The sequence below is a fragment of the Tenuifilum sp. genome (genome assembly GCF_037481895.1).
GTDB lineage: Bacteria > Bacteroidota > Bacteroidia > Bacteroidales > Tenuifilaceae > Tenuifilum > Tenuifilum osseticum.
In genome coordinates this window covers 33697-50016 of record NZ_JBBFKU010000026.1, presented here as the reverse complement: position 1 = coordinate 50016, position 16320 = coordinate 33697, and the positions used below count along the sequence as shown (strand labels likewise).

Below are 16320 nucleotides of genomic sequence, written 5' to 3'. Positions count from 1 at the left end.
AAAAATATCAACTGATTATCAGGCAGTATGGTGAACAAACAGGTGAAATTACGTTTTAGTCGGACAATAGTGATAAATAATGAACAACATCATTAACCATTCTTTTTTTTACGCTTAAATAGCTATCTTAGCACGTTATTTCTGAAGTAAAAAATGACTTTTTAAGCTTTTATTATATGTCTGAGGGTGAAAGGATTATACAGATCAACATTGAGGAGGAAATGAAATCATCGTACATTGACTATTCAATGTCGGTGATAGTATCAAGAGCATTACCCGATGTGCGTGACGGTTTAAAACCCGTTCACAGGAGGGTTCTTTTCGGAATGGCCGATCTGGGGCTCAATGCAGGTAAACCATTCAAGAAATCGGCACGTATCGTGGGTGAGGTCCTAGGTAAGTACCACCCTCATGGCGACTCTTCGGTTTATGAGGCAATGGTTCGCATGGCTCAGGATTGGGCAATGCGCTACCCGCTGGTTGATGGACAGGGTAATTTTGGATCAGTTGACGGCGATAGTCCCGCAGCCATGCGTTACACGGAGGCTAGGCTTACCAGAATTGCAGAGGAGACACTTGCTGATATCGACAAGAATACCGTTGACTTTAAGCTAAACTTCGACGATACCCTGGAAGAACCCACGGTGCTTCCTACCAAAATACCCCTTCTACTGGTTAACGGCACATCAGGTATCGCCGTAGGGATGGCTACCAACATGCCTCCCCACAACCTCTGCGAGATTGTTGACGCCATATGTGCCACTGTGGATAACCCCGAGATCACCATAGATGAGCTGCTTAAATATGTTAAAGGACCCGATTTCCCAACAGGTGGTATAATATATGGTTATCAGGGAGTTAAGGATGCATACCTTTCCGGAAAGGGTAGGGTGGTGATCCGCTCCAGAACGGAAATTGAACAAACCGAATCCGGGCGCTCCAAGATTATTGTTACGGAAATACCCTATATGGTGAATAAGGCCGAAATGATTAAAAAGATTGCCGACCTTATTAACGATAAGAAAATTGAGGGTATCAGCTATATTAATGATGAATCCGATAGGCAAGGAACTCGAGTTGTAATAATCCTTAAAAAAGAGGCTGTTGCCAATGTTGTGTTAAACAATTTATTTAAGCACACACAGCTGCAATCCTCTTTTGCTATCAACAATATAGCTTTGGTGGATGGACGCCCCAAGCAGCTTAACCTGAAGGATTTAATAGTACAGTTCATTAAGCACAGGCATAGTATTATCCTGCGTCGTACACAATATGAGCTAGATGAAGCTCAAAAACGGGCCCATATCCTGGAAGGATTACTAATAGCCATTGACCATATCGATGAGGTGATTAACCTTATACGTGCTGCTTCTTCGCCTAACGAGGCCAAGGAAAAGCTTATGGAAAGGTTTGGTCTTAGCGAAGTTCAAGCCCAAGCCATCATCGATATGCGCTTAAGGAGCCTTACCGGGCTTGAGCGTGAAAAGGTTAAGCAGGAATATGAGGAACTTCTAAAGCAAATTGCTTACCTCAAACAGGTTCTAGAGGATGAAACCCTTCAGAAAAAGATCATCAAGGATGAGATGATCGAGATGAAGGAAAAGTATGGCGATAATCGTAAAACTGAGATTGTGCCTGATGCTGAGGAGTTTAACCCCGAAGATTTTTATGCCGACGAGGAAGTGGTTATCACCATTTCCCACATGGGTTATATCAAGCGTACTCCACTGTATGAGTACAAGCTTCAATCCAGGGGAGGAGTAGGCTCAAAAGGTAGCACAACCCGCGATGAGGATTTCATTGAGCATATCTATGTAGCATCCATGCATAACACCATGCTTTTCTTCACTGAAAAAGGCAAGTGTTACTGGTTAAAAGTGTACGAAATACCTGAAGGTAACAAGGCTTCAAAGGGCAGGGCTATCCAGAACCTTATTAACATTGAGAACGACGACACAATACGTGCATACATTAATGTTAAAACATTAACCGACCCTGAGTACCTGAATAATAACTATATTGTTCTTTGCACAAGGAATGGTATAATTAAAAAGACATCGCTAGAGGCGTATAGCCGCCCACGACAGAGTGGTGTAATGGCAATTACTATCAAAGAGGGCGATCAGCTCATAGAGGCATGCCTAACCAATGGTAACAAGCAAATCATCCTGGCTGCTCGCGAAGGAAAAGCCATTCGTTTCCACGAAAAACTTGTACGTCCAATAGGTAGAACCGGAAGTGGCGTTAGGGGAATGAACCTAGCACAAGGCGATTCCATTATTGGCATGATTTGTGTTGAAGAAAATGAAAACAAGGATATACTGGTTGTAGCAGAAAACGGTTATGGTAAACGTTCTAAACTTGACGATTACCGAGTTACCGGTAGAGGTGGAAAAGGTGTTAAAACAATAACTATTACACCGAAAACAGGTAAACTTATAAGCATTAAAGCCGTTGACGACAATAACGACATAATGATTATAAACAAGAGCGGTTTAACCATCCGATTGAGTGTAAAAGAACTTCGAGTTATTGGCAGAACAGCACAGGGTGTTAAACTAATTAACCTCCGGAAAAACGATTCCATTGCGGCTATAGCCAATGTGGAGGCAAGCGATGAAGAAAATATTGATCAACAAGAAACCATTGATAACGACGAAACAGTAAACGAGTAACTTAATTTAACAATTATCTTATGAAACGACTAACAATTTTAATTTCAATGCTTTTTGTTGCTGTAATGGTAACAGCACAAACCAGCAAGGAAATCAATTTCGATCAGTATGCCAAAAAGGTTGAAAAAAGCAACGCCGAAATCCAGGATCCCAAAAAGAATACCAAGGATGCCACATGGATTAAAAGGGGTGAGCTTATGATAGACCTTTTTGATGCTCAAATCCTTAGGGCATACGTTGGAATGGATCCAAATACATTCATGCTTGTTGTTGGAAAACCCATACAGCAGGAAAAAGTAGAAGTTGATGGGGTTCAGCTCGATAAGTATGTTATGGAAAGGGTTAACTTCTACTTTAACAACGGTCAACTTGAACGCTGGGAGGTTACAAAGCCCGTTATCGAAAAACCTCTGGATTTGGCCCTTGAAAGTTTCCTGAAAGCAATTGAGATCGACACCAAGGGTAAGAACTCCAAGAAATTGCAAGAGAACCTTGTAAAACTAAAAGGTCTATACGTTAACGAAGGCTCAAACCAGTATACTCTAAAAGATTATAAGGGTGCCTTTGAATCCTTCAAAAAGGTTATTGAGATTGGTAAACTTCCAATTCTCAACCAGAAAGACACTGCAATTTATTACTATGCAGGTTTATCGGCTCAACTTGCCGGATTACTTGAGGAATCAATTCCATACTACCAGAAATCCATTGAACTTGGTTTTGCCAACGATGGTGCTGTTTACTTTAATATATTTGATGCCTACAAGAACCTGAATAAAGGCGATGAAGGTCTAAAATACCTAGAGGAAGGTTTCATAAAGTATCCCAAAAACACAAACGTATTATTCTCTCTAATTTCCTACTATATCGATAAACAGGAAGATCCTACTAAGATTCTTGTATACATTGATAAGGCAATTGAAACCGAGCCAAACAACTCATCGCTTTACTTTGCAAAGGGTACATTGTACGATAGACTAGGAGATGGCGAAAATGCCCTAGAAGCCTACAAAAAAGCTATTGAGATTGATCCTAATTTCTTTGATGCTTACTACAATATTGGTGCGCTTTACTTCAATAAAGGTGTAAAGTACATTGAGGAAGCCAATAAGGTTCCTGCTCGTGAACTTGATAAATACGATGCCCTTATGGAAAAGGCTAATGCAGAATTTAAGAACTCAATGCCTTACATGGAGCAAGCATATAAAGTAAATCCCAATAGCAAGGAAGCTGTTGAAGCTTTGAAAAATATCTATTTCCGCTTCCGTAACGAGAGCCAGGAAATGTTGGATAAGTACAATGAATTCAACGAAAAGGCAAAACAGATGTAATTCCGATAAAATAATAAAAGCCCCGAAGTGGGGCTTTTATTTAAAGTATATTACTTAACATAATATTAATTATATGACTTTTATTTAAGTGCTTCTGGTGTCCAGTTCTTTAGAAAATTTAAAACCTTCTTTCGGTCGTAACCATCGCCAGACTCAAGCAAACCTGAATCTTGAGTGTGGATCCTATTTCCATTGGAATTTAAAATCACAAGAACAGGAAAACCAAAACGCTGTGGCTTTTCAAGTTTTTTCAGAACATCTAAATTTTTATTTTCCTTGCTGTAGTTAACCTTAACCACAACGTAGTTTTTGGTAAGGATTTCGGATATGGTTGAATCTGCGTTCATAAAATTATGGAGTTTAACGCACCATGGGCACCAATTGCCACCAATTTGAATAAAAACATGCTTATTTTCCTGCTTTGCTTTGTTTATTGCGGCTGCAATTTCAGCCTTAGCGTCGGCATTGGGATTATATATGTTTACCTGGGCATAAGCCATCAATCCCAATAAAATTAGTAGATTTAGTAGCAACAATCGTTTCATAGTATTTAATTTAGAGCACTCAAAGATATTAATATATTGGAATCGGATATTCAAAAGCAAAAAATCCTATTTTAACACTCTGGTATTGTGTTATATAATATTTTTTGAAAAAAATATTCATAACTCCCCTTGCAATTTCTTTTTTTGCACTATAATTGCGGAAAATTTTAAGCGATTTATGAGTAAGAAAAGAGCAGCAGTAAGTCTTAGCAATTTGTCTCCTGAGCTTTTAAAAATATTCAAGGAAAGGTTCCCCCATGGGTATCAGGATTTTGTTTTCAAGGTTGAGAAGCCAAATGGCGATTTTTTCCATGCCGTTACCCTTGAAACCGAGGATGCTATTTACCTGGTAAAGGTTCCAGTTAAAATTGACACAAAGATAAAGGATGAGGATGAGGAGAAGGAATTTTTCGGCAGCTTGACCGATGATACCATTGGAACCGAGGGCGATGAATTCCCTGATGATATTAGCGATGAGGAGCCTGCTGAGGAGATGGCCGACGAGTAATTTTCTTAATTTAGCTACATGCGGACGATTTCGAGTAGAGGTCGTCCTTTTTTGTACCCTAAAACTTTGCAGCTAACGCTCTTTCCTACACTGTACGATGAGGCATTCTCAATTTGTACACCACACTTCATGCCAAATTTATCATACACTACCGCAACCCTACTACTTCCGAGTTCATTACTATAATCCTCTTCAATTGCTGCAATCTCAAATTGATATACCCCACCCATCTTATAGTATGGATGTGCTGGGTCAACCATCAAAAATCCTCTGTCATCAGTACCTCTATAACTGGCAACAATAGGAATCCCTTCCTTGAAACCATAGTGTTTATAGTGCTTTACCTTTAGCAAGGTTATACAATTCGATTTTGATTTTAGCAGGTAATACTCCTCGTTCTGAATAACTACTACCTTACTTAGAAAAAGCAATATCTCCTGTCCATTACTCAAGGTATCGGGGCAAATGTCCCATTTAGCGCTTGCAGAAAGGATAGGAACACCCTTTTTAACACTAAGCACTTTAAACTTTACCTCCTCTTGTCCATAATCAATGGTTCCTTTAGGAGTTAAAACTTCAATTTCATTACCAAAAATATCGCATACAATTATACTCTGTACCTCTTCAATTGCAGTATCGCCAATATGCTTAATGTTAAAAGTATATGTACCCCCGGTTTTGTAAACCGGATGCGCTGGCTCAATAAAAATTTGACCCGTGCAGTTTATCTTATCTATCCTGCATTGAATGGTAGAGTTTACTGCTATATTGTACTTATCATAATATTGAGCCGGCAAAAGCAATTTTTTGCCCGATTCATGGGAAAGAACGAATTGCTTGCCGCTTCCAGGCACATCAATTACTTTAGTAACCTTAAAATTATACCACTCCCCTTCCCTAAAAATCATAAAAAACAATATATTGTTTTACAATGAATTAACGTAAAATGATTGATAAATATGATAAAAATAAAGTTTGATTCAAAAATATTAACATATCAATTCCAGAAACAACAATATCTAACTAGTAATCAAAATATTATCGCCTTCAAAAACCTCTCCTACTACTGCCGAATAGGTTAAACCAGCCTCTTTTAAAAGACTTAGGGCCTCATTAACCCTTTCAGGCTTAACACCCATTAGTATTCCTCCCGACGTTTGAGCATCGCACATCAGCATTTTAATATTGTAGTCAACATTTGGGTCACCATTCAAATGGCTGCCTACAAACTCGAGATTACGGAAAGCAGCACCGGGAATGCAGCCCTCATCCACAAGCTGATATACCTCAGGAAGCAGGGGTATTTTGCTTGTGTAAAGCTTAACACCAACGCGGCTTGCCTTAGCCATTTTGTATACATGGCCAATAAGCCCAAATCCGGTAATATCGGTAGCTCCTTTAACACCAACGGTTTGCATAACCTGTGCGGCAGTGTTGTTAAGCTGTTTCATCCAGAAAAGGGTCTCGCTGTAAGCTGCTTCGGATACAATACCTAAGCGCTTAGCGGCTACCACTACACCAGTGCCCAAAGGTTTGGTCAAGATCAAAACATCGCCAGGTTGTAAGCCGGCATTGGTAGTCACCTTATCAGGATGAACTTTACCCACCACGGCTAAACCATACTTTGGGGGATAGTCGTCGATGGTGTGACCACCAATAATAATTGTATTTGCCTTTTGGGCTACACTTGCCCCACCCTCAAGGATTTGCCTGTAGGCATCTAAAGGAACTTTAGTAGAAGGGAACATGGCTATGTTTAGCGCAAGGAAAGGTTCGCCTCCCATGGCGTAAACATCACTCAATGAATTGGTTGCGGCTATTTGTCCAAACTCATACGGATCGCTACATACAGGTGGGAAAAAATCGGTGGTGAAAATTAGGGCTAAATCCTCATTTATCTTGAAAACCCCAGCATCGTCGTGGGTATCAATATCTACCAATACATTGGGATCGGTCACCTTGGGCAGGTTAAGCAGAATGGACTCGAGCACCGAAGCCGAAATCTTAGCCGAACACCCACCGTACTCCACAGTGGTTAACAAGTCGAAATTGGTACTCATGAATCTACTTTTATAACTATGTTAAACGATAACTTATTTAGTTGTAATTCAGTTAAAAGATTATTACTATTAGAACAATCAATTTCAATACACATACCACATTCAGAGCTGTACTCCTTGGGTACTGGAATTATTTGATACTGCAAGCCTAAACCTGCAATAATATGCTCAGCTTGCATTACCTTATGAATACTCTGAAAAAGGAGTAAACATTTACCTTTCCGTTCATCCATGATCGAGCTCTTTCAGGGCAGAGTAAAGGTAATTCAAATCAGTTGAATTATGGTATTTGGAAAGCGAAAACCTGACAGTACCCATAGGGAACGTCCTTAGGGTTTGGTGCGCAAGCGGTGCGCAGTGAAGACCACTTCGGGTTTCAATGGAGTAGCGCTTGAAAAGCTGATCCGACAGTTCTGAAGGGCTGTATTTATTGGAAGTTATTGAGAATAACGATGCCTGATGGTTAACATCAAGGGATCGGAACACTTTAAATGATCTTAAACGCTCAACCCTTTCGAGTAGGTCCATAAAATGTTCGTGCTCGTAGCTATTGGTTACATTTGCCAATATGGCTCCATATAAACCGAAAATACCCAAAACATTTGGAGTTCCGGCCTCAAATCTATCGGGTAAAAAGTCGGGCATCAGAAAGCTATCGGAACGGGAACCGGTACCCCCATGTATTAATGGGTTGATTATTTCGGGGGTGCGAACAAACAGGCAACCTGTTCCGGTTGGTCCCATCAACCCTTTATGCCCAGTTAATGCCAGCATATCGATGTTCCAGGTATCCACCTCAATGGGAATATGCCCTGCCGACTGACTTGCATCGACAAGCAATGGAATATCACCCAGCAGAGCTTTTAGCTCAGCAATAGGCTGTACAACCCCATTCAAATTACTAACATGGTTTACAATACACAGATCGTATGATTTTAGATCCAATTGTCTGAGGCCTTCAAGATTTATTGAACCATCGGGGTTGTAAGGCATGATATCGAACTCAAGTCCAATAGTATTCTGCAGGTGCAACACAGGGCGTGTTACCGCATTATGCTCCAAGGGGGAAATAAGTACTCGTTTTTTCCGGTATGAAAAACCCTTTATGGCAACGTTGAGTGCATGGGTTGCGTTGTAAGTAAACACAATATTTTCGGCAAGGCTTGTGCCTAATAGCCTGGCGAGTAAGATTCGGGTATGCTCAACTATCCTAGAAACATTAATGACCCTATCGTATGCACTACGTCCATAGGTGCCACCAAGCTTCAGGTACTCATTAATGTATTGGGCGACTTCAGGTGGCTTAGGGTGACTGGTAGCCGAATTATCGAAGTAATAGTTCGCCATTACTACGGTTTAACAGTATGGATTCCTGAGCTAAGCCTTTCAGCAATATAGAGCATATTTGAGATTGTTCCCACCTCAATTTTATCCTTTATACTAAAGAAATCGACACATGTTCCGCAAAGTGTGATTTTAACACCCATTTCCATTAGTTTTACTAGGCTCTGAGCAGTATCGCTACCCTTTACAGCAAGTGTAACTGCGCTATTGTAACAGATGATCTCCTCCGGAAGCCCTTCGAGACTGGGTAGAGTGTTTAAAAAACCTTTCATGAGAATTTTTCCCAAATCATTGTCACCATTCCCCATTAAATGGCTGGTAAGAACAACAATGTATTTTTTGCCTCTGGGTGGAAAACTGACCTCGCAGTATTCCTCTGCCTCTTTCTTGGGATTAAATTCCGAACCAGTTGGATTGATTATTAGGGTAAAAAGTCCATTCTGTTCATCAACGGTAAACGGGATTGCGTTATCGGCTAAAAAACGGGAAACATTCTGGCACGATGTTGCGTTGTCTATTAAAACCTGAATCGTTTCATCCTTAACCGATTCTTTCAGAGCCTTTTTAGTATTGATAAGTGGCTGAGGGCATAGCTGTCCACGACAATCAATAATTTTTGTCATATTGGTTTCTTTAGTTTAAACTATATCGCTATTTATCAATGCTTTATTAATGCGCTTAACAATAGCCGGTCCCTCATAGATGAACCCTGTGTAAACCTGAATGAGTGTAGCACCAGCTTTCAGTTTCTCTATTGCATCGTCAGGAGAATGAATGCCACCAACCCCAATAATAGGTTTTGCCCCCTGGGTAAGGGTGTGAATAAGCTTAATTACTTCTGTAGAACGTTTAGCCAATGGCTTACCGCTTAAACCTCCATTCCCAATGGTTTTAACTTTTGCTTCAGGGGTTTGAAGGTTATCGCGTGATGTTGTAGTATTGGTTGCAATATACCCATCAATTCCTTCTTCTTCAGCAATTTTAATTGTGGCTGTCAGATGTTCATTGGTGAGATCCGGTGAAACCTTAAGAAGTATTGGTTTATAGAAATCGTAGTTCTTTCGTTCGGCAGTAATTGCCTTAAGTAAGCTTTTCAGACTATCATCGTCCTGCAAATCGCGCAGATTTGCTACGTTGGGACAACTAACATTTACCACAATGTAGTCCACATGGGGGTATAAACCATGGAAAACAGTAAGATAGTCATCGATTGCATTTTGGTTTGGCGTTAACGTATTCTTTCCAATGTTTCCACCAATTATTAAATTCTTCGGACGACGCTTTCTTGACAGGTTCAACTTAACATAATCAACACCTTTATTATTAAATCCCATTCGATTTACCAAAGCATTGTCGGGAATTAAACGGAATAAACGTGGTTTGGGATTTCCGGGTTGAGGTTTTGGTGTAACAGTTCCAACCTCGATAAAAGAAAAGCCAAAACAGGCTAACTCGGGAAAGTAATCAGCATTCTTATCGAATCCAGCGGCAAGACCAACGGGGTTGGAAAAATGATAGCCAAAGACCTCGCGCTGAAGCGAAGGGTGAGATACCGTGAACATTTTTAAGCAAAGAAAACGCACCCCGGGAATGGTAAAGGCAACTTTAAGCGTTGCGACCACTAATTTATGAGCAAATTCTGGATTTAAAAGGAAAAATATTGGTCTGATTAACTTCTTGTACAGCATTTTTTTTGCAAAACTAACAAAAATAGTTAATCGGACTTTGAGGGGAAATATATTTCAAAAGTATTATCTGAATAAATAAAAACAATTTGCTTTACAGCTTTTGGTGAAACCGAAATGTTTACATTTGTAAATTTTGACGATTTATGCAAATCTTCAATTTTATCGTTGGTTTTTAAACTGGGATTATCGGTTTTGGGGATTAATGCTGTTGGTGGATCGAAAAGCGACTGTTGAACTGCAACCTTGTACATATTACCCTTGCCGGTTATAAGCCAATCTATATTCAACCTTGGGAAATTTGTGGCTAGCTTTTGGATAAAGTCAAAACTTGGCTTATTTCGCCCTGAAAGTATATGGGAAATAGCGCTGGGTTGAACCTCTAATATATCGGCCAGCTTCGCAGCAGTTATCTTTTCCTGCTCCATCAGCTTAAGCAATCTCTCGTTAACCATAATTGTAATGTTTTTGATTGCATCACTTACCATTATTCACAAATGTAATTATTTGCAAAATACTAACAAAATACATATGTAAACATTGCAAGAATAATTATATTTACACATGTAACATCAAGTTGCTTGGCTTTGTGTATTTGCTTTTTGGAAAAGCAAACCGATTGCTAACCAAGTAAATTTTAAAAGGAGGTGAATGAATGTTGTCAACCTCTAAACGTGGCTATATTTTCAATAAAGTAATCCCCTTAGAGGAGTTTCATCAATAGGTTAAGTATATCTTTAAATTAAACGCCAAATTTAAGTCATCAACAAGGAAACGATTTAGCATTAAACGACATACAGGACATACCATTAGGCATTGATGTCTAATAAGTTGAAACAAGATTGATCCTGTGATCTAAAATCTTGCTGTCAACCGGATAATTAATCAACCAATTTAACCGAGCGATATGTAATTATAGGGAATTCATTTAGATCTTATAGCACAAGACTCTACATAATTTACTATCGCCGAAATTGGCAAATTCAAAGCAATATCCTTACAATCTTATACGTAATTAAGTAACCATCAAAAGTAAAAGTCAGAAATACTACCCTACTGTGGTTTAATGATTCGGCTTGTTTTGTGTAGTAATAGTTGATTTTACAGGTATTGCTGATTACGGAATAGGTAAACACTCCTCTTGCTACTATATTTATGAAAAATTACCGGTAATAAACCAACTAACATTATGATTCAAAACATCTACTTGAATAAAATACTGTATATAATTGATATTGAACAGTATATTTCAATATTTTAACAAATATTTATTCCAATATTTGTATGTAAACCAATATATTTTAAATTATTAAATAATATAAATCATATATAATATTGATATACAGTTATATAATAAATACGTTAATAGATATTTGATGTATCAATCATATATCTGGGTTAACGTTTTAAGGTATTGTTTTCTTTAAACATATATATTTACATATGTAAACTTGGTGTTTTGTCGTTAATTTTTTGTATTAATTTTTGTTTAGGAATTCCAGGATGATATAAAAGTATCTATTTGATATTCCCTTATTCAATTTCCTTATTTGAAAAGGATGGGAAAACTTAACATAATTAATAGCATATTAAAATAATAAAGGCAAGCAGATAACCTGTAAGCCGGGTTCTGTGCGTTAAAAACGCTCCTATCATTTATCTGGGATTGTAGTCACCCACAACCTCAAGCGACCTACCCCCTCCGACACCCGACAAGCGGGAACAGAACGGGCAGCCCTGTTTCGTAAGAAATCGGAGTATACATGGTCTTGCAGCCCATAAGGTGCACGGCATTCCATATCACTATGGAACCCGGTGAGCTCTTACCTCACCTTTTCACCCTTACCATGCCAAAGGCATGGCGGTTATTTTCTGTTGCACTGCTATGCCCTCGCGGACATCTTCCGGTTAGGAAGTATGGTGCCCTGCGCTGCCCGGACTTTCCTCACCGGTTTTGCACGGCGCGATAGGACGGCTATCTGCTTGCCTATTTTATTGTTTCAAAAAACTCTTTTCCCTTTATACTACTTAAGGAATACCATGGTTGCACCAAAGCCGTATTCTTTAAACGAAGCATCCTGATACCTTAGCTTTGGGTATTTGCTGCTTAACAGCTTGGTTATTTCGTACTTTAACTTCCCATTGCCTACTCCGTGAATAAAAACCATACGTTTTGTAGTTGTGCTTTTAATGCCTCCCTCAAGAGCCGTTTCGAAACGAGCAAGCTGAATTTTCAAGATTTCACCTGGTGTTAAATCCTTCCAATTGTCTATTAGCTCATGAATGTGAAGATCAACCTCTTCAGTTTCAATATTAGGTTTCTTAACCTCTTTTACTTGAACTGGTTTTTCCTTTTGCTTTATTGCCTCTACTATTGCCTTATCGGTTAAGTGACGAATAAAAGCCTCGCGCTTAGTGCTTGCAATAGAAATTATGTATGCGTCGATATCAAAAAAATCATTGCGTTTAAAATTGCCCCTTTTATATAGTTTTATAGGGTCAAGTTCAATATCGTAGAATTCTGGCTGAAATGGCTTATAAGGGATGTTCTTATGGTATATTGCTTGAAGATTCATTAAAATCAATTTACTTACATCTTCGGGAGTTAGCCTTTTAACCAATACCTTTGTATCGGGCTGAAGTATGCCTGAGCTAACTGGAGTATGATTATCGTCAATCACATTTGAAAGTACAAAGAATACCCTATAGGAACTATCGTTAACCAAATACAAATCGAAAGTGGATTGCTGTAGGTTGGATATATTAGTAGGAACAAAAACTATATCCAACGAGATCTCATCACCTGAACTATCAGCAACCTCTGGTGTGTCATTGGTTAGATTGATATCCTCAGTCTTTGGCTTTTTCTTGCGATTTGCTAAAGCCGTTTCCTTTTCCTGAACTGTTTTTATCTGCAGGAGTTCATCGGCAGCCGGTTCAACCACAACCAGCTCAGATAAAAGAGCTGGCATTTCAAAACCATCGAAAGTTTTGACCAAGGCCGTTCGCTTATCGATGATTCGAATAACCTCGCCCCCTCCAACATCGTTTAAAAAACGAACCTTACATCCTACAGCTACATTCATAATAAAACTCCTCAGAATTACTCACAAATCTTTTAACCCACAAAAATAACTAATTTTGTGGCCTTAGAGTCAAAAAAGGGATATGAAAGTTAAGAAAATTAGTATTACTGACTATGATTATGAGTTGCCCGATTCAAGGATAGCCAAACATCCTCTAGCTGAGAGGGACTGCTCTAAACTTCTTATTTACCAGAACGGTGAAATAACAAATGATACCTTCCGAAATATTGACCAATATATTACCCCTAAAAGTTTACTTATACTGAACAACACTAAGGTGGTTAGAGCAAGGTTAAGGTTTAAAAAGGAAAGTGGGGCAACTATTGAAGTATTTCTAATTGAACCCATTGACCCAAGCGACTATGCTCTCTCGTTCTCAAGCAAGAAAAAGGTGGTATGGAAATGCATTGTGGGTAACCTTAAGCGGTGGAAGCAAGGCGAACTTCAAATGGGTATAGAAGGCACTGGAGGAAGGCTTGTGGCAAAACAGCTAAAAAGACTTAGCGAAGGCGTAGAAGTTGAGTTCTCGTGGAACAATAGTTCTATGTCATTTGCCGATATTGTGGAAAAATGTGGCACTATGCCCATTCCCCCATACCTAAACCGTGAAAGCGAGGATATTGACGGCTATCGTTACCAGACCATATATGCAGAGCCCGAAGGATCGGTAGCAGCGCCAACAGCCGGTCTTCATTTTACACCAAAGGTTTTTGAAAGTTTAAGTAATATTCATGTTAAACCCCACTACATAACCCTACACGTAGGTGCAGGCACTTTTAAACCTGTAACATCCGATACCATTGAGGATCACGAGATGCATACCGAACACTTTTTTGTTAGTCTAGAACTAGTAAGAAGACTATATCAAAATAGCGAACCTGTTGTGTGTGTAGGAACAACTACCATAAGAACCCTGGAATCGTTGTATTGGCTTGGGGTTAAATTAAAACTTGGCAAGGTAAATGGGAACTTTAACATTTCGCAATGGGAACCATATGAGCTTGACTTTCAAATAGACGTTGGAGAAGCCTACAAGGCTCTTTACGAACACATGAAAAACAATGGCATTGAGACTTTATCGGCTTCAACACAAATTATTATTGCTCCCGGTTATGAAATAAAAACCTGCGATGCCCTAATAACCAATTTTCACCAACCACGCTCTACCCTTCTTTTACTTGTTGCTGCTGCAGTTGGCAACGATTGGAAAAAAATATACCAATTTGCTTTAGACAACAATTTTAGGTTCTTAAGCTATGGCGATAGCAGTATACTTCATATAAACAAATCAACATAAAATGGGATTTTTGCCCACATCGGTAAAAGAAATAAAAGCATTGGGCTGGGAACAGCCCGATATCATTATTTTTACAGGAGATGCCTATGTTGATCATCCGGCATTTGGCGCTGCTGTTATTGGGCGAGTACTGGAAAGCGAGGGGTTTAAGGTTGCTATTGTACCCCAACCCAACTGGCGTGACGACCTGCGGGACTTTAAAAAACTTGGAGAGCCAAGGCTTTTCTTTGCCGTTACTGCCGGTAATATGGACTCAATGGTAAACCACTATACTGCCGCTAAAAGATTAAGGAGCGATGATGCCTATACCCCTGAAGGTAAAGCAGGTTTTAGACCCGATTATGCCACAGTTGTATACTCCCGAATAATCAAAAAACTATATGCGAGCACCCCTTTGATTATTGGTGGCGTAGAGGCTTCGCTACGTAGATTAACTCATTATGACTACTGGTCGGATACCCTCAAACCAAGTATTTTAGTTGATAGCCAAGCCGATATACTGGTTTATGGAATGGGTGAAAATGCCATTATTGAGATTGCTAAAAAGCTGGACCAGGGTATAGCAATTGAATCGCTACGCGGGATACCCCAAATTGCTTACATTGACCACAATATTGATAAGTATAAACGTAGCGAGGATATTATAATGCTAAGTTCATACGAGGAGTGTTTAACCGACAAACTCAAATTTGCCAATAACTTTAAGATAATTGAGCAGGAATCGAACAGGATAAACAGTAAAATTCTTATAGAACCCATAGAGGATAAGTGTGTAGTAGTAAATCCGCCCTTTAATCCTGCCACAACCCATGAAATTGATAGATGGTATGATTTACCTTATACTCGATTACCACATCCGCGATACAAAGGGAAAACCATTCCTGCGTGGGAGATGATTAAATTCTCAGTAAACATACATCGGGGGTGTTTTGGAGGGTGTAGTTTCTGCACAATATCGGCCCATCAGGGACGTTTTATTTCATCGCGTTCAGAACAATCAATTCTGAAAGAGGTTGAAGAAATAAAAAAAATCCCAGGTTTTTCAGGCTACCTCAGTGACCTGGGTGGGCCATCGGCTAATATGTATGGGATGGTTCCAAAGGATTTAAGCATTTGTGCCAAATGCAAACGGCCCTCGTGCATCTACCCGAATATCTGCAAAAATCTAAATTCGAGCCATGAGCCTATTAACAACCTATACAATAAAGTGCGTAAGGTAGAAGGAATAAAAAAGGCGTTTGTGGGCAGCGGGGTACGCTACGATTTATTTATAACCCGGAAGGATAGTAAAGCCGAGCGGGAATATTTTGAAAACCTATTTCTACATCATGTATCGGGGAGGTTAAAGGTGGCACCCGAACATACATCGGAAAAAGTACTAAAAATAATGCGAAAACCATCGTTTGAACTGTTTAAACAGTTTAAGCAGTGGTTTGATGCTTTGAACGAAAAATTTGGCCAAAAACAGCAATTAATTCCATACTTTATATCGAGCCATCCAGGGTCAACAGAACAAGACATGAAGCAGTTAGCCGAAGAAACCCGTAAGCTAAACTTCAAGCTTGAACAAGTTCAGGACTTCACGCCCACTCCAATGACCCTAGCATCAACAATTTACTACACAGGCATTAATCCCTATACTGGCGAAAAGGTTTACGTAGCCCGAAGCGTTGAAGAAAAACGCAAACAGCAAAGCTATTTCTTTTGGTATAAAGACGAAAGTAAATCCCTTTTTACCCAAAGTAAAAAGCGGCCACCCAAAAGGAAGCCGCCTATTAGATAAGTGAGAAGT

Annotated in this window: 14 protein-coding genes and 1 other RNA gene; 5 read left to right on the top strand and 10 right to left on the bottom strand. The window is 39.4% G+C overall.

The annotated features are described in order from the left end of the window. Positions 1-176 precede the first annotated feature (176 nt). The gene (gene gyrA / locus WHS63_RS09060) at positions 177-2675 is read left to right on the top strand and encodes a DNA gyrase subunit A (protein ID WP_445204828.1); all 2499 of its coding nucleotides are present in this window, start codon (positions 177-179) and stop codon (positions 2673-2675) included. Positions 2676-2695: 20 nt separating this feature from the next. Continuing rightward, entirely contained in the window at positions 2696-4003 is a 1308-nt protein-coding gene (locus tag WHS63_RS09055; protein ID WP_445204827.1) for a tetratricopeptide repeat protein, read from the top strand. Positions 4004-4083: 80 nt separating this feature from the next. On the opposite strand, the gene WHS63_RS09050 is transcribed toward WHS63_RS09055, so the two are convergent. Beyond that, positions 4084-4548 carry a thioredoxin family protein gene (locus WHS63_RS09050; RefSeq protein WP_445204826.1) on the bottom strand — a complete coding sequence of 155 codons (465 nt, stop codon included), beginning with the start codon at positions 4546-4548 and terminating at the stop codon, positions 4084-4086. Between the two features lie 178 nt (positions 4549-4726). On the opposite strand from WHS63_RS09050, the gene WHS63_RS09045 reads away from it, so the two are divergent. After that, on the top strand, positions 4727-5056 hold the full coding sequence (locus WHS63_RS09045) for a hypothetical protein (protein ID WP_445204825.1): 330 nt from the start codon (positions 4727-4729) through the stop codon (positions 5054-5056). Positions 5057-5070: 14 nt separating this feature from the next. Here WHS63_RS09045 and WHS63_RS09040 read toward each other — a convergent pair whose 3' ends face one another. From WHS63_RS09040 to WHS63_RS09000, 9 genes are all read right to left on the bottom strand, one after another. Next, positions 5071-5964 carry a hypothetical protein gene (locus tag WHS63_RS09040; protein ID WP_445204824.1) on the bottom strand — a complete coding sequence of 298 codons (894 nt, stop codon included), beginning with the start codon at positions 5962-5964 and terminating at the stop codon, positions 5071-5073. A 111-nt stretch (positions 5965-6075) separates the two neighbouring features. Continuing rightward, the gene (gene selD / locus WHS63_RS09035) at positions 6076-7116 is read right to left on the bottom strand and encodes a selenide, water dikinase SelD (protein ID WP_445204823.1); all 1041 of its coding nucleotides are present in this window, start codon (positions 7114-7116) and stop codon (positions 6076-6078) included. Next, entirely contained in the window at positions 7113-7349 is a 237-nt protein-coding gene (locus tag WHS63_RS09030) for a DUF3343 domain-containing protein (protein ID WP_445204822.1), read from the bottom strand. Before WHS63_RS09030 ends, selD begins: the two co-directional genes overlap by 4 nt. Then, on the bottom strand, positions 7342-8463 hold the full coding sequence (locus tag WHS63_RS09025; protein ID WP_445204821.1) for an aminotransferase class V-fold PLP-dependent enzyme: 1122 nt from the start codon (positions 8461-8463) through the stop codon (positions 7342-7344). The genes WHS63_RS09030 and WHS63_RS09025 overlap by 8 nt, the downstream gene beginning before the upstream one ends. Before the next feature lie 2 nt (positions 8464-8465). Continuing rightward, positions 8466-9083 carry a sulfurtransferase-like selenium metabolism protein YedF gene (gene yedF, locus WHS63_RS09020; RefSeq protein ID WP_445204820.1) on the bottom strand — a complete coding sequence of 206 codons (618 nt, stop codon included), beginning with the start codon at positions 9081-9083 and terminating at the stop codon, positions 8466-8468. A 15-nt stretch (positions 9084-9098) separates the two neighbouring features. Then, the gene (locus WHS63_RS09015; protein ID WP_445204819.1) at positions 9099-10148 is read right to left on the bottom strand and encodes a quinone-dependent dihydroorotate dehydrogenase; all 1050 of its coding nucleotides are present in this window, start codon (positions 10146-10148) and stop codon (positions 9099-9101) included. 26 nt (positions 10149-10174) lie between these two features. Beyond that, entirely contained in the window at positions 10175-10600 is a 426-nt protein-coding gene (locus WHS63_RS09010; RefSeq protein ID WP_445204818.1) for a helix-turn-helix domain-containing protein, read from the bottom strand. A gap of 1148 nt (positions 10601-11748) precedes the next feature. Further along, positions 11749-12128: RNase P RNA component class A (gene rnpB, locus WHS63_RS09005), an RNA gene on the bottom strand. Between the two features lie 41 nt (positions 12129-12169). Further along, complete coding sequence (locus WHS63_RS09000) at positions 12170-13231, bottom strand: DUF2027 domain-containing protein (protein ID WP_445204817.1); 1062 nt, start codon at positions 13229-13231, stop codon at positions 12170-12172. A gap of 82 nt (positions 13232-13313) precedes the next feature. On the opposite strand from WHS63_RS09000, the gene WHS63_RS08995 reads away from it, so the two are divergent. Together WHS63_RS08995 and WHS63_RS08990 are read left to right on the top strand one after the other, a co-directional pair. Then, on the top strand, positions 13314-14528 hold the full coding sequence (locus WHS63_RS08995) for an S-adenosylmethionine:tRNA ribosyltransferase-isomerase (RefSeq protein ID WP_445204816.1): 1215 nt from the start codon (positions 13314-13316) through the stop codon (positions 14526-14528). Position 14529: 1 nt separating this feature from the next. Beyond that, positions 14530-16311 carry a YgiQ family radical SAM protein gene (locus tag WHS63_RS08990; RefSeq protein WP_445204815.1) on the top strand — a complete coding sequence of 594 codons (1782 nt, stop codon included), beginning with the start codon at positions 14530-14532 and terminating at the stop codon, positions 16309-16311. Positions 16312-16320: the final 9 nt, after the last annotated feature.